The sequence below is a fragment of the Polaromonas sp. P1_F2 genome, assembly GCF_056405735.1.
Genome location: NZ_JBFUBN010000008.1, coordinates 166,680 through 181,951 on the forward strand (window position 1 = coordinate 166,680; position 15,272 = coordinate 181,951).

The following is a 15,272-nucleotide window of genomic DNA, read 5'->3' on the forward strand; positions in this document are numbered from 1 at the left end:
CAAGAACCGCCCTGCGCGAGAGCGATAATCCAGCCATGCGCCAAATCGTTCTTGACACCGAAACCACCGGTCTTTCCGCTGAAAACGGCGACCGCATCATCGAAATCGGTTGCGTGGAGCTGGTGGCCCGCAAGCTCACCGGCAACAACCGCCACTTCTACCTGAACCCGGAGCGCGACAGCCATGAGGACGCGCTCAAGGTTCACGGCATCAGCAATGAATTCCTGAAGGACAAGCCCAAGTTCTCGGCCGTGGCCGAGGAATTGCTGGAATACCTGCAGGACGCCGAAATCATCATCCACAACGCGCCTTTCGACGTCAGCTTCCTCAACAAGGAGCTCGAGCTCATAGGCAGGCCGCCCATCAAGCATTGCGTGGCCAAGGTCACCGACAGCCTGATGATGGCCAAGGAGCTGTTCCCGGGCAAACGCAACTCGCTGGACGCCCTGTGCGACCGCCTGGAGGTCGACAATTCGGGCCGGACCCTGCACGGCGCCTTGCTGGATGCGGAATTACTGGCCGACGTCTACATCAACCTGACCCGCGGGCAGAATGCGCTGGTGATGGACGTGGACGATAGGGCCCAGGAAGGCCAGGTCTCGGCGCCGCAGATAGACCTGAGCACGTTTGAGCTGCCTTTGCTGGCGGCCAACGACCAGGAAGCCGCCGAACACGAGAAGCTGCTGGCCGATATCGACAAGTCCAGCAAAGGCAAGACGGTCTGGCGGGCCCTGGTTGCCTGAACTGAAGCGCAATTCCGGGGGCGGACCGAAAAACCGGCCCAAAACACCATATAATCGTAGGCTGACCAATAGGGCGGTTAGCTCAGGGGTAGAGCACTGCATTCACACTGCAGGGGTCGCAAGTTCGAAACTTGCACCGCCCACCAGAATTTGACGAACAAAAAGGCCAAGTCTTGCGACTTGGCCTTTTTTCATTTCGGCGCCAATCGGCGCCGTTTTTCATGGATTTAGAGGACTTCGCTCGCGAAATCGGCCAGGCGCGACCGTTCGCCGCGTGCCAGCGTGATATGTCCGCCATGCGGCCAGCCCTTGAAGCGGTCGACGGCAAAGGTCATGCCCGACGAGCCTTCAGTCAGGTAGGGCGTGTCGATCTGCGCCAGGTTGCCCATGCAGATGATCTTGGTGCCCGGACCCGCCCGCGTGATCAGCGTTTTCATTTGCTTGGGCGTCAGGTTTTGCGCCTCGTCGATGATCACGTACTTGTTCAGGAAGGTGCGGCCGCGCATGAAGTTCATGCTCTTGACCTTGATCCGCGAGCGGATCAGCTCGTTGGTGGCGGCGCGGCCCCATTCACCCGAGCCGCTGTCGGTTTTGCCCAGTACTTCGAGGTTGTCGTCCAGCGCGCCCATCCAGGGGCCCATTTTTTCCTCTTCGGTGCCCGGCAGGAAGCCGATGTCCTCGCCGACACTCACCGTGGCCCGCGTCATGATGATCTCGGTGTAGCGGCGGTCGTCGAGCACCTGCGTGAGGCCGCTGGCCAGCGCCATCAGCGTCTTGCCCGTGCCGGCCGTCCCGGCCAGGGTGACGAAGTCCACCTCCGGGTCCATCAGAAGGTTCATGGCGAAGTTCTGTTCGCGGTTGCGCGTGGTGACGCCCCAGACGGCATTTTTGAGGTGGTTGTAGTCCTTCAAGGTCTTCAGGACGGCGGTTTTGGCCCGGATTTCCGTCACACGGGCATACAGGGGCGGCTCTCCGGGGGCCTCAAAGAACACGAACTGGTTGATCAGCAGGCTGCCCACGATGGGTCCCGTGATGCGGTAGAAGGTGTGGCTGCCTTGCTGCCAGCTTTCGATGGTCTTGCTCTGGCGCGTCCAGAAGTCTGCCGGCAGGGCCAGCGAGCCGGAGTACAGCAAGTCGCCATCTTCCAGGGTTTTGTCGTTCTGGTAGTCGTCGGTTGCCAGGCCCAGGGCGCGCGCCTTGACGCGCATATTGATGTCCTTGGACACCAGAACCACTTCGCGCGGTGCGTATTCCTTGCGCAGGGCTTCGACCACGCCCAGGATCTGGTTGTCGGCCTTGCCCTGCGGCAGGCTCATGGGCAGCGTGTAATCCAGCGGTTTGGTCTGGAAAAACAAGCTGCCGCCGGCCTCGGGATGGCCTGTGGTGTCCAGCTTCAGGCCTTTGGCGATATCGGCGCCTTGGGCGCCTGCCAGCGCGTCCAGCGTGCGGCTGGTCTGGCGAGCATTGCGCGCCACCTCGGTCATGCCCTTTTTGTGGCCGTCGAGCTCCTCGAGCACGATCATGGGCAGGAAGATGTCGTGTTCCTCAAACCGGAACAGGCACATCGGGTCGTGCATCAGCACATTGGTGTCGAGCACAAACAGCTTCGCAGGGCCGGTGCGTTTGGCCTTCTTGGGTTTGGCCGCCGGTTGCGGCAGGGAAATGCTCTCTCTTTTATAGCTGGCGGGAGCCGGCTTTCCGGGGTGAGTGGCTTCCTTTCCTTTAAAAGCCGAAGGATGGCTGCCTTCACCCGCCGCCCGGCTATCAAACAGGTCCATCACCGGGGGCTTCTGGGCGGATTCAGCACTTTCCGTTTTTCGTGCGACTTTTGAGGGTGAGCGGGCTGGCGCGTCAAGCGCATCAGGGGAGAGCAGGGCGGCACGTTTGGTCGGGGCGGGGGGCAGGGGCATAGTGCTTAAGACTCTCTAAAAAAAGAAGGGTTCCAGAAGCGAAAAAGCCGCCTTGAAACCAGGGCGGCTTTTTCTTTTGGCGCAGTTGCGAGTGTCAACAGCATGAGTTCATTATGCACAACTCAAGTGACAGGGCAATCCTTTGTTGCTAACTGGCCTCAATATGGTTTCAGGCAGCCTTTTTGAGGGCTTTGACGGCTTTCAGCACGTCGTCCACATGGCCGGGCACTTTCAGTCCGCGCCATTCCTCTTTGAGCAGGCCGTCGGCGCCCACCAGGAAGGTGCTGCGCTCGATGCCTTTGACCTTTTTGCCGTACATGATCTTGTTTTTGACCACGCCGAACATGTGGCACATTTTTTCTTCGGTGTCCGCGATCAGCTCGAAGGGGAGCTCAAGCTTGGACTTGAACTCGTCGTGGGACTTCATGTTGTCGCGGGAGACACCGAATACGGTGGCGCCGGCCTTGACGAAGTCCTTGTAGCGGTCACGGAATTGCATGGCTTCCGTGGTGCAGCCCGGCGTGTTGTCCTTGGGATAGAAGTACAACACCACGACTTTGCCCAGGTGGGACTGGTTGGAAACCTTGATGCCGCTGGTGGCGATCGCTTCAAATTCGGGGAGTGGTTTATTGACGACGACTGCCATACTGAGTAGACCCTGACGAAAGTAGTTGTAATTAGCCGCGCCTTTTGGCAAACGGCCCGGGATTTCCATCCCGGGATGTGCTGCCAAGTGCAACCCTAGATTTTACCCTGAAAGAGAGGGCATTTCAGCCTTCTGTTCCTTCTGTTTCAATCAGCAGGGCGGCAATTACTTGCCGGCCTTCACCCGCGAGGATGTTGTAGGTCCGGCAGGCCGCGAGCGTGTCCATGGTCTCAACGCCGATGCGGTGCTCCATCAGGACGCGCAAAAACGCCGGCGGCACAAAGCGCAGGCGGGCGCCGCTGCCGAAAATCACGAGTTCGGGCCGGGTTTCGGCCAGCAAGGCGAAATGCTGTGCGGTGAGCTGCTCAAAGCGCGCGCAGTTCCAGTCGAATTTCTCGCCTCGTGAGCCGATCACCACGCTGTGCTCTATCTTTTCCGCCACCCCGTCGCGCCCCAGGCCCACCCAGCCGGGGCCGTAGCCGAGGATGGACTGGACGTCGAGGCGGTCTGGCTGAAGTTTCATGCGGAAGGTCCGGGCGTTGTGAGGGCGTGGTGCGACTGTGCGCGGGGTTTTGCGTGCTGGTGTTTGCCAGCGAAAACCCTCTTTTATGTGGTCAAATTATAGATTCCGCCCGAATTCCCCGCCGCAATGCGCCGCATCTCCCCGGTTGCCGGCATGGTGGGCGGTGCGGCCCCCGTCCACAGCTTCTGAACGTTTCATGAAATCGATCACCAAATCCGCCAAGCTTGCCAATGTGCTTTACGACATCCGCGGCCCGATCATGGACGCCGCCAAGCAGATGGAGGAAGAGGGCCAAAAGCTCATCAAGCTCAATATCGGCAACCTGGCCGTGTTTGGCTTCGATGCACCGGAGGAAGTGCAGCAGGACATGATCCGCAACCTGCCCGCCTCTGCCGGATATTCGGACAGCAAGGGCATTTTTGCGGCACGCAAGGCCGTGATGCACGAAACCCAGAAGCAGGGCATCAAGGGTGTCACGCTGGACGACATCTACCTGGGCAACGGCGCGAGCGAGCTGATTTCCATGGCCACCAACGCCCTGCTCGACGATGGCGACGAACTGCTGCTGCCGGCGCCCGACTACCCGCTGTGGACCGCTTCCACCAGCCTGTCGGGCGGCACACCGGTGCATTACCGGTGTGATGAAAGCAATGGCTGGATGCCCAACCTGGACGACATCCGCGCCCGGATCACGCCCCGGACCAAGGCCATCGCGGTCATCAACCCCAACAACCCGACGGGCGCGCTGTATTCCGACGAGCTGCTCAAAGGCATCATCGACATCGCGCGCGAGCACGGCCTGGTCATCCTCGCGGACGAGGTCTACGACAAGGTGCTGTACGACGGCGTCAAGCACACCGCCATCGCCAGCCTGTCCACCGACGTGCTCACGCTGACCTTCAATTCGCTCTCCAAGAGCTATCGCTCCTGCGGCTACCGCGCCGGCTGGATGGTGGTGTCCGGCCCCAAGAAGCAGGCGCAGGACTATATCGAGGGCCTGAACATGCTGGCCAACATGAAGCTGTGTTCCAACGTGCCGGGCCAGTGGGCCATACAGACGGCGCTGGGCGGATACCAGAGCATCAACGACCTGACCTGCGAAGGCGGCCGCCTGCGCCGCCAGCGCGACATGGCCTACGAGCTCATCACCGCCATCCCCGGCGTCACCTGTGTCAAGCCCAGCGCGGCGCTCTACATGTTCCCGCGCCTGGATCCCAAGGTCTACCCGATCAAGGACGATCGCCAGTTTTTCCTGGAGCTCCTCAAGGAGACCAAGGTGATGCTGGTACAGGGCACCGGCTTCAACTGGCCCGAACCGGACCATTTCCGCATCGTCTTCCTGCCGCATGAGGAAGACCTGCGCGAGGCCATCGGCCGCATTGCGAAGTTCCTCGAGAACTACCGCAACAACCGAACTTGACCCTGTACCCGGCCCTTCACTCTTCAGTCCCCTGCGCCCCTTGAGGCGGCAGGCCTCCAGATCACACCAAAGCAAGACTTCAGCACTATGAAACCGACGAATTTGAGCCCCATCCGCGTAGGCCTCCTGGGCATAGGCACCGTGGGCAGCGGCACCTACAACGTATTGCAGCGCAACCAGGAAGAAATCCGCCGCCGCGCCGGCCGCGGCATTGAGATCACCATGGTCGCCGACCTCGATGTGGCGCGCGCGAAAGCCGCTGTCGGTCCAGGCGTTCAGGTGGTCGACGATGCCCGCAAGGTCGTGGCCAGCCCCGACGTCGACATCGTGATCGAACTCATTGGCGGCTATGGCATCGCCAAGCAACTGGTGCTGGAAGCCATCGAGGCCGGCAAGCACGTGGTCACCGCCAACAAGGCGCTGCTGGCCGTGCACGGCACCGAGATCTTTGCCGCAGCCCACCGCAAGGGCGTGATGGTGGCCTTCGAGGCAGCCGTGGCCGGCGGCATTCCCATCATCAAGGCGCTGCGCGAAGGCCTGACGGCCAACAGCATCCAGTGGATCGCCGGCATCATCAACGGAACCACCAACTTCATCCTGTCCGAGATGCGCGACAAGGGCCTGGACTTCGACGTCGTGCTGAAAGAAGCGCAGCGCCTGGGCTACGCCGAAGCCGATCCCACCTTCGACATCGAGGGTGTGGACGCCGGCCACAAGGTCACCTTGATGTCGGCCATCGCTTTCGGCATCCCGGTGCAGTTCGACAAGGCTTACGTCGAGGGCATCACCGGCCTGGCCGCGCAGGACATCCGCTACGCCGAGCAGCTCGGCTACCGCATCAAGCTGCTGGGCATCACCAAGCGCGCCGCCAACGGCATCGAGCTGCGCGTGCACCCCAGCCTGGTGCCGGCCAAGCGCCTGATCGCAAATGTGGAAGGCGCGATGAACGCCGTGGTGGTGCAGGGCGATGCCGTCGGCACCACGCTGTACTACGGCAAGGGCGCGGGCAGCGAGCCCACCGCCAGCGCCGTGATCGCCGACCTCGTCGACATTGCGCGCCTGCACACGGCCGACCCTGAGCACCGCGTGCCGCATCTCGCCTTCCAGCCCGACGCGATGAGCGACCTGCCGGTCGTCCCCATGTCCGACGTCGTCACCAGCTACTACCTGCGCCTCAAGGTCGCCGACGAAGCCGGCGTGCTGGCCAAGGTCACCGGCATCCTCGCCGGCTCGGGCATCAGCATCGATGCCGTGCTGCAGCGCGAAGCCGATGAAGTCGGCGGCGAGGGTTCCACCCACACCGACCTCATCATCCTCACGCATGAGTGCGTGGAAGCCAAGATGAACGGCGCCCTGGCCCAAATGCAGGCCCTGCCCACGGTGCTGGCCCCCATCACGCGCATCCGCAAGGAGGAGCTGGCCTGATGCTGTACATCTCCACGCGCGGCCATGCCGACCGCAAGCGCTTCTGCGAAATCCTGCTCGAGGGCCTGGCGCCTGACGGCGGCCTCTACCTGCCCGAGCAATATCCGCAAGTGGATGCCGTGACGCTGCAGAAGTGGCGCGGCTTGTCTTACGCTGAACTGGCCTTCGAGGTTCTTTCACTGTACGTCGACGACATCCCCGCCGCCGACCTCAAGGCGATCTGCGACAAGACCTATACGGAAGCAGTGTTCGGCACCAAGGCCATCGTCCCGCTGAAAAAACTCGAAGACGGCCTTTACCTCGAAGCCTTGTCCAACGGCCCCACGCTGGCCTTCAAGGACATGGCCATGCAACTGTTGGGCAACCTGTTCGAATACGAACTGGCGCGCCGCGGCGAAGAACTCAACATCCTGGGCGCCACCAGCGGCGACACGGGCAGTGCGGCCGAATACGCCATGCGCGGCAAGAAGGGCGTGCGCGTCTTCATGACCTCGCCCAAGGGCCGCATGAGCCCTTTCCAGCAGGCCCAGATGTTCAGCCTGCAGGACGAAAACATCCACAACATCGCGGTCGAAGGTGTGTTCGACGACTGCCAGGACATCGTCAAGGCCGTGTCCAACGACCTGCCTTTCAAGCGCCAGTACAAGATCGGCACCGTCAACTCCATCAACTGGGCGCGCCTGATGGCACAGGTGGTCTACTACTTTGCTGGCTACTTCCAGGCCACAAGCAAGAACACCGAAAAAGTCGACTTCACCGTGCCCTCGGGCAACTTCGGCAATGTCTGCGCCGGCCATGTCGCCCGCATGATGGGCCTGCCGATCGGCAAGCTCGTGGTGGCCACCAACGAAAACGACGTGCTCGACGAGTTCTTCCGCACCGGCGTTTACCGCGTGCGCGGCAGCGCAGACACGCATGAAACCTCCAGCCCCTCCATGGACATTTCCAAGGCCTCGAACTTCGAGCGTTTTGTGTTCGACTTGCTGGGCCGCGACGGTGCCAAGACCAAGGCCCTGTTCCACGACCAGCTCGGCAGCCAGGGCCGTTTTGACCTGAGCGCTGAGGCGGCGTTCAAGTCAGCCGCGCAGCGCTACGGCTTTGTCAGCGGCAAGAGCACCCACGCCGACAGGCTCGCGACGATCCGCGACACGCACAAGCGCTTCGGCACCACGATTGACACCCACACCGCAGACGGCGTGAAGGTGGCGCGCGAGCAGCTCCAGCCCGGCGTGCCCATGCTCGTGCTGGAAACCGCGCTGCCCATCAAGTTCGCGGCCACGATTGAAGAGGCGCTGGGCCACGCGCCCGCGCGGCCCGCGAAGTTCGAGGGCATCGAAGATCTGCCCAAGCGCGTGCAGGTGCTGCCCGCCGATGCGGCCGTGATCAAGCGCTACATTGCCGACCATGTGCATTGACGCGGGCCGCGGTACCGCCTGGAAGGCCAAGCCATGAACGTTGTCGGCTTCGCCGGTTACTCCGGCTCGGGCAAGACCACCTTGGTGGAAAAGCTGATTCCCGCGCTCAAGGCCAGGGGCCTGCGCGTCTCGGTGGTCAAGCATGCGCATCACAAATTCGACATCGACCATCCCGGCAAGGACACCTTCCGCCACCGGGTGGCCGGCGCCTTTGAGGTGGTGGTGGCTTCGCAGAACCGCCTGGCGCTGATGCGCGAGTTTGAAAAGCCATCCGAGATGACGGTGCACCAGTTGATCGCCGAGCTTTACGGCGGCGTCGACTGGGTGCTGGTCGAGGGCTTCAAGAGCAGCGACCTGCTCAAGATCGAAGTCTGGCGTGGTCCTTCGGCCGATTACCCAGGCAAGCCCGCCCGCTACATGGACGACGATTTCATTGTCGCCATCGCCACTGATGCTCCCGATCAATTGCCCGAAGCAACCTTGCGTCCGGTGCTGGATTTGAACGACGGCGAGGCCGTGGCCGACTACCTGGTCAACAATCAGGAGCGCTTCGCTTATTCCTTCGAAGACCGTTTCGGCTAGGCCTGGGTAAAGGTAGTGAAGGCCAGCCCTGACGCCAGCCCAGTTCCGTTCATGCCTTTGTTCTGGACATCCCGACCATGAGTTCTGTTCCCGCTGCATCCGCCGCCCGCGCACCCCTGAAGCCTTTGGACCAGGCGCTGGCCGAGTTGCTGGTCCGCGCGGCAAGCTTGCCCGGTGTCGAAACCGTCTCCACCTTTGACGCCGACGGCCGCGTGCTGGCCCAGGACCTGGTCTCCAGCCTCGACGTGCCGGCCCATGACAACAGCTCCATGGACGGCTACGCGTTGCGCACGGCTGATTGGGCCGAGGGCGCTGTGTTGCCGGTCAGCCAGCGCATTCCGGCGGGCAGCAGCGGCCATGCCCTGGCACCGGCCTCGGCGGCGCGCATCTTCACCGGCGCGCCCATCCCGCCCGGCGCCGATACGGTGGTGATGCAAGAAGACTGTGAAGCCGTGAATGAGGGCGTGCGCATCAAGGCCAGGCCCCAGCCCGGCCAATGGATTCGCCGCCGCGGCGAGGACGTGGCCGCCGGCGCCGTAGTGCTGCACCGCGGTGAACGCCTGACGCCCGCCTCGCTGGGCCTGGCCGCCGGCATTGGCTTCGACAAACTCCAGGTCGCGCCCCGGGTGCGCGTGGCTTTGTTCTCCACGGGCGACGAGCTCGTCATGCCCGGCGAGGTCGCACCGGCCGACATGAAGCCCGGCGCCATCTACAACTCCAATCGTTTCTTCTTGCGCGCCTTGCTGCTGCGCCTGGGCTGCAGCGTGACCGACCTCGGCATCGTGCCCGACCGCCTATCCGCCACCGTCGCCGCGCTCAAGGGCGCCAGCGAGCAGCACGACCTGATCCTGACCAGCGGCGGCGTCTCGGTCGGCGAGGAAGACCACATCAAGCCCGCCGTGCAGGCGCTGGGCGAACTCGCCCTCTGGCAGATCGCCATGAAGCCGGGCAAACCTTTCGCTTGCGGCAAGGTCGGCGGCGCGCACTTCATCGGCCTGCCGGGCAATCCGGTGTCCAGCTTTGTGACCTTCCTGGTGCTGGTGCGGCCCTTTTTGCTCAGGCTGCAGGGCGCGACCGACGTGGCTCCCGCTTCCATCGCGCTACCGGCTCATTTCGACTGGCCCAAGGCCGACAAGCGCCGCGAGTTTTTGCGTGCCCGGCGTAATGCCGCCGGTGGGCTCGACCTGTTCAGCAACCAGAGCTCGGGCGTGCTGACTTCGGCCGTCTGGGGCGACGGCGTCATCGACAACCCGGCCGGCCAGGCGATTGCCCATGGCGACACGGTGCAGTTCATCCCGTTTTCGGCACTGATGGCTTAAGGCGCCGCATAAAGGCTTCCCGTGAAAGTCACCATCAAATATTTTGCGTCCATCCGCGAAGCCATAGGGCAGGGCAGCGAGGTGCGCGACACCGCCGCCACCACGCTGGCGACCCTGCGCGATGAACTGCTCGCGGCCACGCCAGCGCATGCCGCCAGCCTGGCGCGCGGCCGGTCGGTGCGCATGGCGCTCAACCAGGTCATGAGCGACGAAGCGGCACTGCTCAGCGATGGCTGCGAAGTCGCTTTCTTCCCGCCTGTGACCGGCGGTTGACCCGCCCGGCTCAAGCCACCAGCGCATCCAGCCGCTGAAGGCGTTCGGCCAACTCTGTAGAAGCCCGTGTCATCGGGCTGCGCAGCTCGTTGCGAAGCAGGCCGCGTTCCGCCATCAGCGCCTTGAGCGGCCCCGGGTTGGGCTCGGCAAACAGGCTGGCTATCAAGGGTTGCAGCTGCGCCCACAAGGCCTCGGCTCCCGACAGGTCACCGGCCCGGATGCGCCGCAGCACTTCCACAAAACGTTCCGTGTGCAGATGGGCGGCTGCCGCAATCGCACCCCGGCCGCCCTGCGCCATGGTGCTGAAGATATTCACGTCCTCGCCCGCCAGCACCTGCAGCCGCCCGTCGGCAATCAGGGCCTTGGTCTTGGCCGGGTCGCCGCCGCAGTCTTTGAGGGCCAGGATGCGCGGGTGGCCGGCCAGCGCCAGCAAGGTTTCAAGTTCCAGGCGGCTGCCGGTGCGGTAAGGGATGTCATAGAGGATCACCGGCACGGCGCTCACGTCGGCCAGGGCGCTGAACCATTCGATCAGGCCTGCCTGGGAGGGCCGGATATAGCTGGGCGCCGGCAGCAGGATGCCGGCCAGGTCCAGTCCACCCAGCGCCTCGATGCGCGCCGCCGTCTTGCCCAGGTGGTAGCCCGACAGGCCCATGACCAGCGGCAGGCCGTCGGCTTGTTCCGTGACAGTGCGCAGCGTTTGCAGCTGCTCGGCCTCATCCAGGGCGGCGGCCTCGCCGGTGGAGCCGCAGACCACCAGCCCGGCGATGCCCTTGGCGCGGTAATGCGCCACCAGGCGTTTCAAGGCCGCATGATCGACCTTGCCCTGGTCAAAGGGGGTGACGAGCGGGATCCAGAGACCCGAGAAATCGGTGGCGGCCTGATCGGTTTGATCGGCATTGAACGCTGTTTGCATGAAGACACATCCCAAAAAACTGACCGGCTTGAAAGGCCGTCATCAGAACAAGAGAAGGGTGTCCGCAAAAGACTTGGAAAGTAACCGGCGGTTCCATCGCTCATTCGACGACGGAACCGCAGCCCCGGTCAAATGAGCAACGGTTTTTTCGATTTGCTGGCGCACCCCCCAAGGCCGCGGGCGCTGTCGTGCGTCCGGTCGGCGAGGGGGCAGGTGTGGCCAGTCATGCGGCAAATCTTACCGTAGGCGCTGCGTTCCGGGGGCGCGAGTGGCAAAATTGCCACTATGGCTTCACCCCGTGTCCTGATCACCACCGATGACTTCAACCTCGCCGAGGAGGTGGCTGCACTGCGCGCCACCGACAAGCGGGTGGGCGCCGTCTGCACCTTCACCGGCACCGTTCGCGACCGTAACGACGGCCTGAGCGTCAGCAGCATGGAGCTGGAGCACTACCCCGGCATGACCGAAAAAGCCATCGAAGCCATGGTTGACGAGGCCATGGCGCGTTTTGATATCTTCGGCGCGCGTGTGGTCCACCGCGTCGGGCTGCTGCAACCGCTGGACCAGGTCGTCCTGGTCGCCGTGACTTCCGCGCACCGCGGCGAAAGCTTCAGGGCCTGCGAGTTCCTGATGGACTACCTCAAGACCCAGGCGCCGTTCTGGAAAAAGGAACAGACCCCAGAAGGCGCGCGCTGGGTGGATGCACGGGTCACCGATGACGCGGCGCTGGCCAAGTGGGGTATCGTGGCCCCCAATGCCTGAACGCAGGCCCTAGTTCAGGTAGCGGGGCTTTTCCATGGCATCCGGCGGCTCGGGGGTATCCGCGGCCTCTTCCAGATCGGCGACCGGCGGTGACTTGAGCCACTGGGATTTTTTGAGGCACTTGTTCAGCAGCTGCAGCAATCCCTGGGTGAGCCGGTTGCTGATGGCGATCCGCACATTGCGCCCAGGTTCGGGCAGTTTTTCGATGAAAGCCAGTTCCAGCTTGCCCGATTTCAGCAAGGACATTTTGACTTCCGTCACCAGCAGTGGTTCTGTTCCCAGCGGCAGCGCGGCATTTTCGGCTTGGTAGGGCGTCTTGAAATCGCTTGCGTGTGCCAAAGCTTCCTTCTGGAAGTTTTCCACCATGCGCTGGCGATGCCGGTCCTGGGGCGTTGCGATAGCGCCGTCATGGGTTTCCTGGGTCAACTGGTCGGCGGCGGTTTTCGTCAGGATCGGCATCAGGGAGAGTGTCATGCGGCGGGTCAGCCACAGGCGCAGTTCCTCGCTTTCATGGCTGCTGATACGCACCAGCAGCCTGTCCTGCTCCTGGTGATAGGTCACCGAGACCTGGTGGATGTTCATGGGGCGATTTTAGGGGCGCCGGGAAAATGCTTGAAAACCAGCACCAGCCCCCCAGATACTGTGCAACATCCATCCGGATGGGGCCTGAGCCAGGCCTGCCGGAATCCACGGAGCCCTCTTCATGCGACAAGACAAACTGACCACCAAATTCCAGGAAGCCCTGAGCGATGCGCAATCCCTCGCGCTGGGCAATGACAACGGCTATATCGAGCCGGTCCACCTGCTGGCCGCCATGCTGCGCCAGGACGACGGCCCGCGCGCGCTGCTGGAAAGAGCCGGCGTCAACGTGGGCGGCCTCATGCAGGCGGCCGACGCCGCCGTCAAGAAGCTGCCGCAGGTGCAGGGCCAGGACCAGCTCCAGGTCGGCCCCGACCTCGCCAAGCTGCTGCAGGCCACCGAAAAAGAAGCCATCAAACGCAACGACCAGTTCATCGCCGGTGAACTCTTTCTGCTGGCCGTGGCCGACAGCAAAGGCGACGTCGGCCGCCTGGCCAAGGAAAACGGCCTGACCCGCAAGGCGCTCGAAGCCGCGATAGACGCGGTGCGCGGCGGCCAGGGCGTGAACAGCGCCGACGCCGAAGGCCAGCGCGAAGCCCTCAAGAAATACTGCATGGACCTGACCGAGCGCGCCCGCCTGGGCAAGCTCGACCCGGTCATTGGCCGCGACGACGAAATCCGCCGCGCCATCCAGGTGCTGCAGCGCCGCACCAAGAACAACCCCGTGCTGATCGGCGAGCCCGGCGTCGGCAAGACCGCCATCGTCGAAGGCCTGGCCCAGCGCATCGTGGCCGGCGAGGTGCCGGACTCCCTCAAGGGCAAACGCGTGCTCTCGCTCGACATGGCCGCACTGCTGGCCGGCGCCAAGTTCCGCGGCGAGTTTGAAGAGCGCCTGAAAACCGTGCTCAACGAACTGGCCAAGGACGAGGGCCAAACCATTGTTTTCATCGACGAGCTGCACACCATGGTGGGCGCCGGCAAGGCTGAAGGCGCGATGGACGCGGGCAACATGCTCAAGCCCGCACTGGCGCGCGGCGAGCTGCACTGCGTGGGCGCCACCACGCTCGACGAATACCGCAAGTACATCGAAAAAGACGCCGCGCTGGAGCGCCGCTTCCAGAAAATCCTGGTCGGCGAGCCCACGGTGGAGGCCACCATCGCCATCCTGCGCGGCCTGCAGGAAAAGTATGAAGCGCACCACGGCGTGCAGATCACCGACCCGGCCATCGTGGCCGCGGCCGAGCTGAGCCACCGCTATATCACCGACCGTTTCCTGCCCGACAAGGCTATCGACCTGATCGACGAGGCCGCGGCCAAGATCAAGATCGAGATGGACTCCAAGCCCGAGGTCATGGACAAGCTCGACCGCCGCCTGATCCAGCTACAGATCGAGCGCGAAGCCGTGCGCCGCGAGAAAGACGAAGCCTCGCAAAAACGCTTCGAGCTGATCGAAGAAGAAATCACCAAGCTGCAAAAAGAGATCTCCGACCTCGACGAAATCTGGCAGGCCGAGAAGGCCCAGGCCCTGGGTTCCAAGGACGTCATGGAGGAGATCGACCGCATCCGCTTCCAGATTGAGGAGTTCACCCGCAAGGGCGACTTCAACAAGGTCGCCGAACTGCAATACGGCAAGCTGCCCGAACTCGAAAAGCGCCTGAAGGAAGCGCAGGACATCGAAGCCAGCAAGGGCAAGTCCAACGCGCCCACACTGCTGCGCACCCAGGTCGGCGCCGAAGAGATCGCCGAGGTCGTGGCGCGCGCCACCGGCATCCCTGTCAGCAAGCTCATGCAGGGCGAGCGCGACAAGCTGCTGCAGATGGAGGGCAAGTTGCATGAGCGCGTGGTCGGCCAGGAAGAAGCCATCAGCGCGGTGGCCAACGCGATCCGCCGTTCACGCTCGGGCCTGAGCGACCCGAACCGCCCGACCGGCTCCTTCCTGTTCCTGGGCCCCACCGGCGTGGGCAAGACCGAGCTGTGCAAGGCGCTGGCCGGCTTTTTGTTCGACAGCGAAGACCACCTGATACGCGTCGACATGAGCGAGTTCATGGAAAAGCATTCGGTGGCCCGCCTGATAGGCGCACCTCCGGGCTATGTGGGCTATGAGGAGGGCGGCTACCTGACCGAGGCCGTGCGCCGCAAGCCCTATAGCGTGCTGCTGCTCGACGAGGTCGAAAAAGCCCACCCCGACGTGTTCAATGTGCTGCTGCAGGTGCTGGACGACGGCCGCCTGACGGACGGGCAGGGCCGCACAGTGGACTTCAAGAACACCGTGATCGTCATGACCAGCAACATCGGCTCGCCCATCATCCAGTCCATGGTCGGCAAACCCACGGAAGAGATCAAGGACGCGGTGACGGACGAACTCAAAAACTATTTCCGGCCCGAGTTCCTGAACCGGATCGACGAAACCGTGGTGTTCCACGCCCTGGATGCGAAGAACATCGAGTCCATCGCACGGATCCAGCTCAAGGTGCTGGTCGCCCGGTTGCAGAAGATGGACCTCGCGCTGGACGTATCGGAAGCCGCGATCGCCGAGCTCGCCAAGGTCGGCTTCGACCCGGTCTTCGGCGCCAGGCCGCTCAAGCGGGCCATCCAGCAGCGGATCGAAAATCCGCTCAGCAAGCTGCTGCTGGAAGGGCGTTTCCCGCCCAAGAGCACGATACCGGTGGACGTGGACCCCATCCGCGACCCGGGCGTGTTCCGGTTCGAATCGACGGTTCACTAGGGCCTGTTGACGGCCCAGGCCACCAGTTTCATGGTGA

The 15,272-nt window shown here is 63.3% G+C and carries 14 protein-coding genes and 1 tRNA gene; 10 read left to right on the plus strand and 5 right to left on the minus strand.

All coding sequences use genetic code 11. The features are described from left to right. Window positions 1-35 precede the first annotated feature (35 nt). The gene (dnaQ, locus tag AC1D0O_RS16980) at window positions 36-743 is read left to right on the plus strand and encodes a DNA polymerase III subunit epsilon (protein ID WP_477654671.1); all 708 of its coding nucleotides are present in this window, start codon (window positions 36-38) and stop codon (window positions 741-743) included. 71 nt (window positions 744-814) lie between these two features. Beyond that, window positions 815-889 (plus strand) — tRNA-Val (locus AC1D0O_RS16985). Window positions 890-970: 81 nt separating this feature from the next. Here AC1D0O_RS16985 and AC1D0O_RS16990 read toward each other — a convergent pair. From AC1D0O_RS16990 to AC1D0O_RS17000, 3 genes are all read right to left on the minus strand, one after another. Continuing rightward, on the minus strand, window positions 971-2,653 hold the full coding sequence (locus AC1D0O_RS16990; RefSeq protein ID WP_477654672.1) for a PhoH family protein: 1,683 nt from the start codon (window positions 2,651-2,653) through the stop codon (window positions 971-973). Window positions 2,654-2,822: 169 nt separating this feature from the next. Next, window positions 2,823-3,299: a peroxiredoxin gene (locus tag AC1D0O_RS16995; protein ID WP_477654673.1), complete on the minus strand. Its 477-nt coding sequence runs from the start codon at window positions 3,297-3,299 to the stop codon at window positions 2,823-2,825. A 124-nt stretch (window positions 3,300-3,423) separates the two neighbouring features. Further along, entirely contained in the window at window positions 3,424-3,822 is a 399-nt protein-coding gene (locus AC1D0O_RS17000; protein ID WP_477654674.1) for an Mth938-like domain-containing protein, read from the minus strand. Between the two features lie 196 nt (window positions 3,823-4,018). Between AC1D0O_RS17000 and AC1D0O_RS17005 the strand changes: the two genes are divergently transcribed. The 6 genes from AC1D0O_RS17005 to AC1D0O_RS17030 all read left to right on the plus strand — a co-directional run bounded on the left by AC1D0O_RS17005 (window position 4,019) and on the right by AC1D0O_RS17030 (window position 10,256). Continuing rightward, the gene (locus AC1D0O_RS17005) at window positions 4,019-5,242 is read left to right on the plus strand and encodes a pyridoxal phosphate-dependent aminotransferase (RefSeq protein WP_477654675.1); all 1,224 of its coding nucleotides are present in this window, start codon (window positions 4,019-4,021) and stop codon (window positions 5,240-5,242) included. Window positions 5,243-5,344: 102 nt separating this feature from the next. Further along, on the plus strand, window positions 5,345-6,667 hold the full coding sequence (locus AC1D0O_RS17010; RefSeq protein WP_477654752.1) for a homoserine dehydrogenase: 1,323 nt from the start codon (window positions 5,345-5,347) through the stop codon (window positions 6,665-6,667). Then, window positions 6,667-8,082, plus strand: a complete 1,416-nt coding sequence (thrC, locus tag AC1D0O_RS17015) for a threonine synthase (RefSeq protein ID WP_477654676.1) — start codon at window positions 6,667-6,669, stop codon at window positions 8,080-8,082. Before AC1D0O_RS17010 ends, thrC begins: the two co-directional genes overlap by 1 nt. A gap of 33 nt (window positions 8,083-8,115) precedes the next feature. Next, complete coding sequence (gene mobB / locus AC1D0O_RS17020) at window positions 8,116-8,664, plus strand: molybdopterin-guanine dinucleotide biosynthesis protein B (protein ID WP_477654677.1); 549 nt, start codon at window positions 8,116-8,118, stop codon at window positions 8,662-8,664. A gap of 77 nt (window positions 8,665-8,741) precedes the next feature. Next, window positions 8,742-9,983 (plus strand): molybdopterin molybdotransferase MoeA, encoded by a 1,242-nt coding sequence (locus tag AC1D0O_RS17025; RefSeq protein WP_477654678.1) that lies wholly within the window; start codon window positions 8,742-8,744, stop codon window positions 9,981-9,983. Window positions 9,984-10,004: 21 nt separating this feature from the next. Further along, window positions 10,005-10,256 carry a MoaD/ThiS family protein gene (locus AC1D0O_RS17030; RefSeq protein ID WP_477654679.1) on the plus strand — a complete coding sequence of 84 codons (252 nt, stop codon included), beginning with the start codon at window positions 10,005-10,007 and terminating at the stop codon, window positions 10,254-10,256. Between the two features lie 10 nt (window positions 10,257-10,266). On the opposite strand, the gene dapA is transcribed toward AC1D0O_RS17030, so the two are convergent. After that, a complete protein-coding gene (gene dapA / locus AC1D0O_RS17035) occupies window positions 10,267-11,169 on the minus strand; it encodes a 4-hydroxy-tetrahydrodipicolinate synthase (RefSeq protein WP_477654680.1) in 903 nt (300 codons plus the stop codon). Window positions 11,170-11,454: 285 nt separating this feature from the next. On the opposite strand from dapA, the gene AC1D0O_RS17040 reads away from it, so the two are divergent. After that, on the plus strand, window positions 11,455-11,931 hold the full coding sequence (locus AC1D0O_RS17040; RefSeq protein ID WP_477654681.1) for a molybdenum cofactor biosynthesis protein MoaE: 477 nt from the start codon (window positions 11,455-11,457) through the stop codon (window positions 11,929-11,931). Window positions 11,932-11,940: 9 nt separating this feature from the next. Here AC1D0O_RS17040 and AC1D0O_RS17045 read toward each other — a convergent pair whose 3' ends face one another. Further along, window positions 11,941-12,513 (minus strand): hypothetical protein, encoded by a 573-nt coding sequence (locus tag AC1D0O_RS17045; RefSeq protein ID WP_477654682.1) that lies wholly within the window; start codon window positions 12,511-12,513, stop codon window positions 11,941-11,943. A 121-nt stretch (window positions 12,514-12,634) separates the two neighbouring features. Here AC1D0O_RS17045 and clpB point away from each other — a divergent pair, with 121 nt between their 5' ends. Further along, on the plus strand, window positions 12,635-15,235 hold the full coding sequence (clpB, locus tag AC1D0O_RS17050) for an ATP-dependent chaperone ClpB (protein WP_477654683.1): 2,601 nt from the start codon (window positions 12,635-12,637) through the stop codon (window positions 15,233-15,235). Window positions 15,236-15,272: the final 37 nt, after the last annotated feature.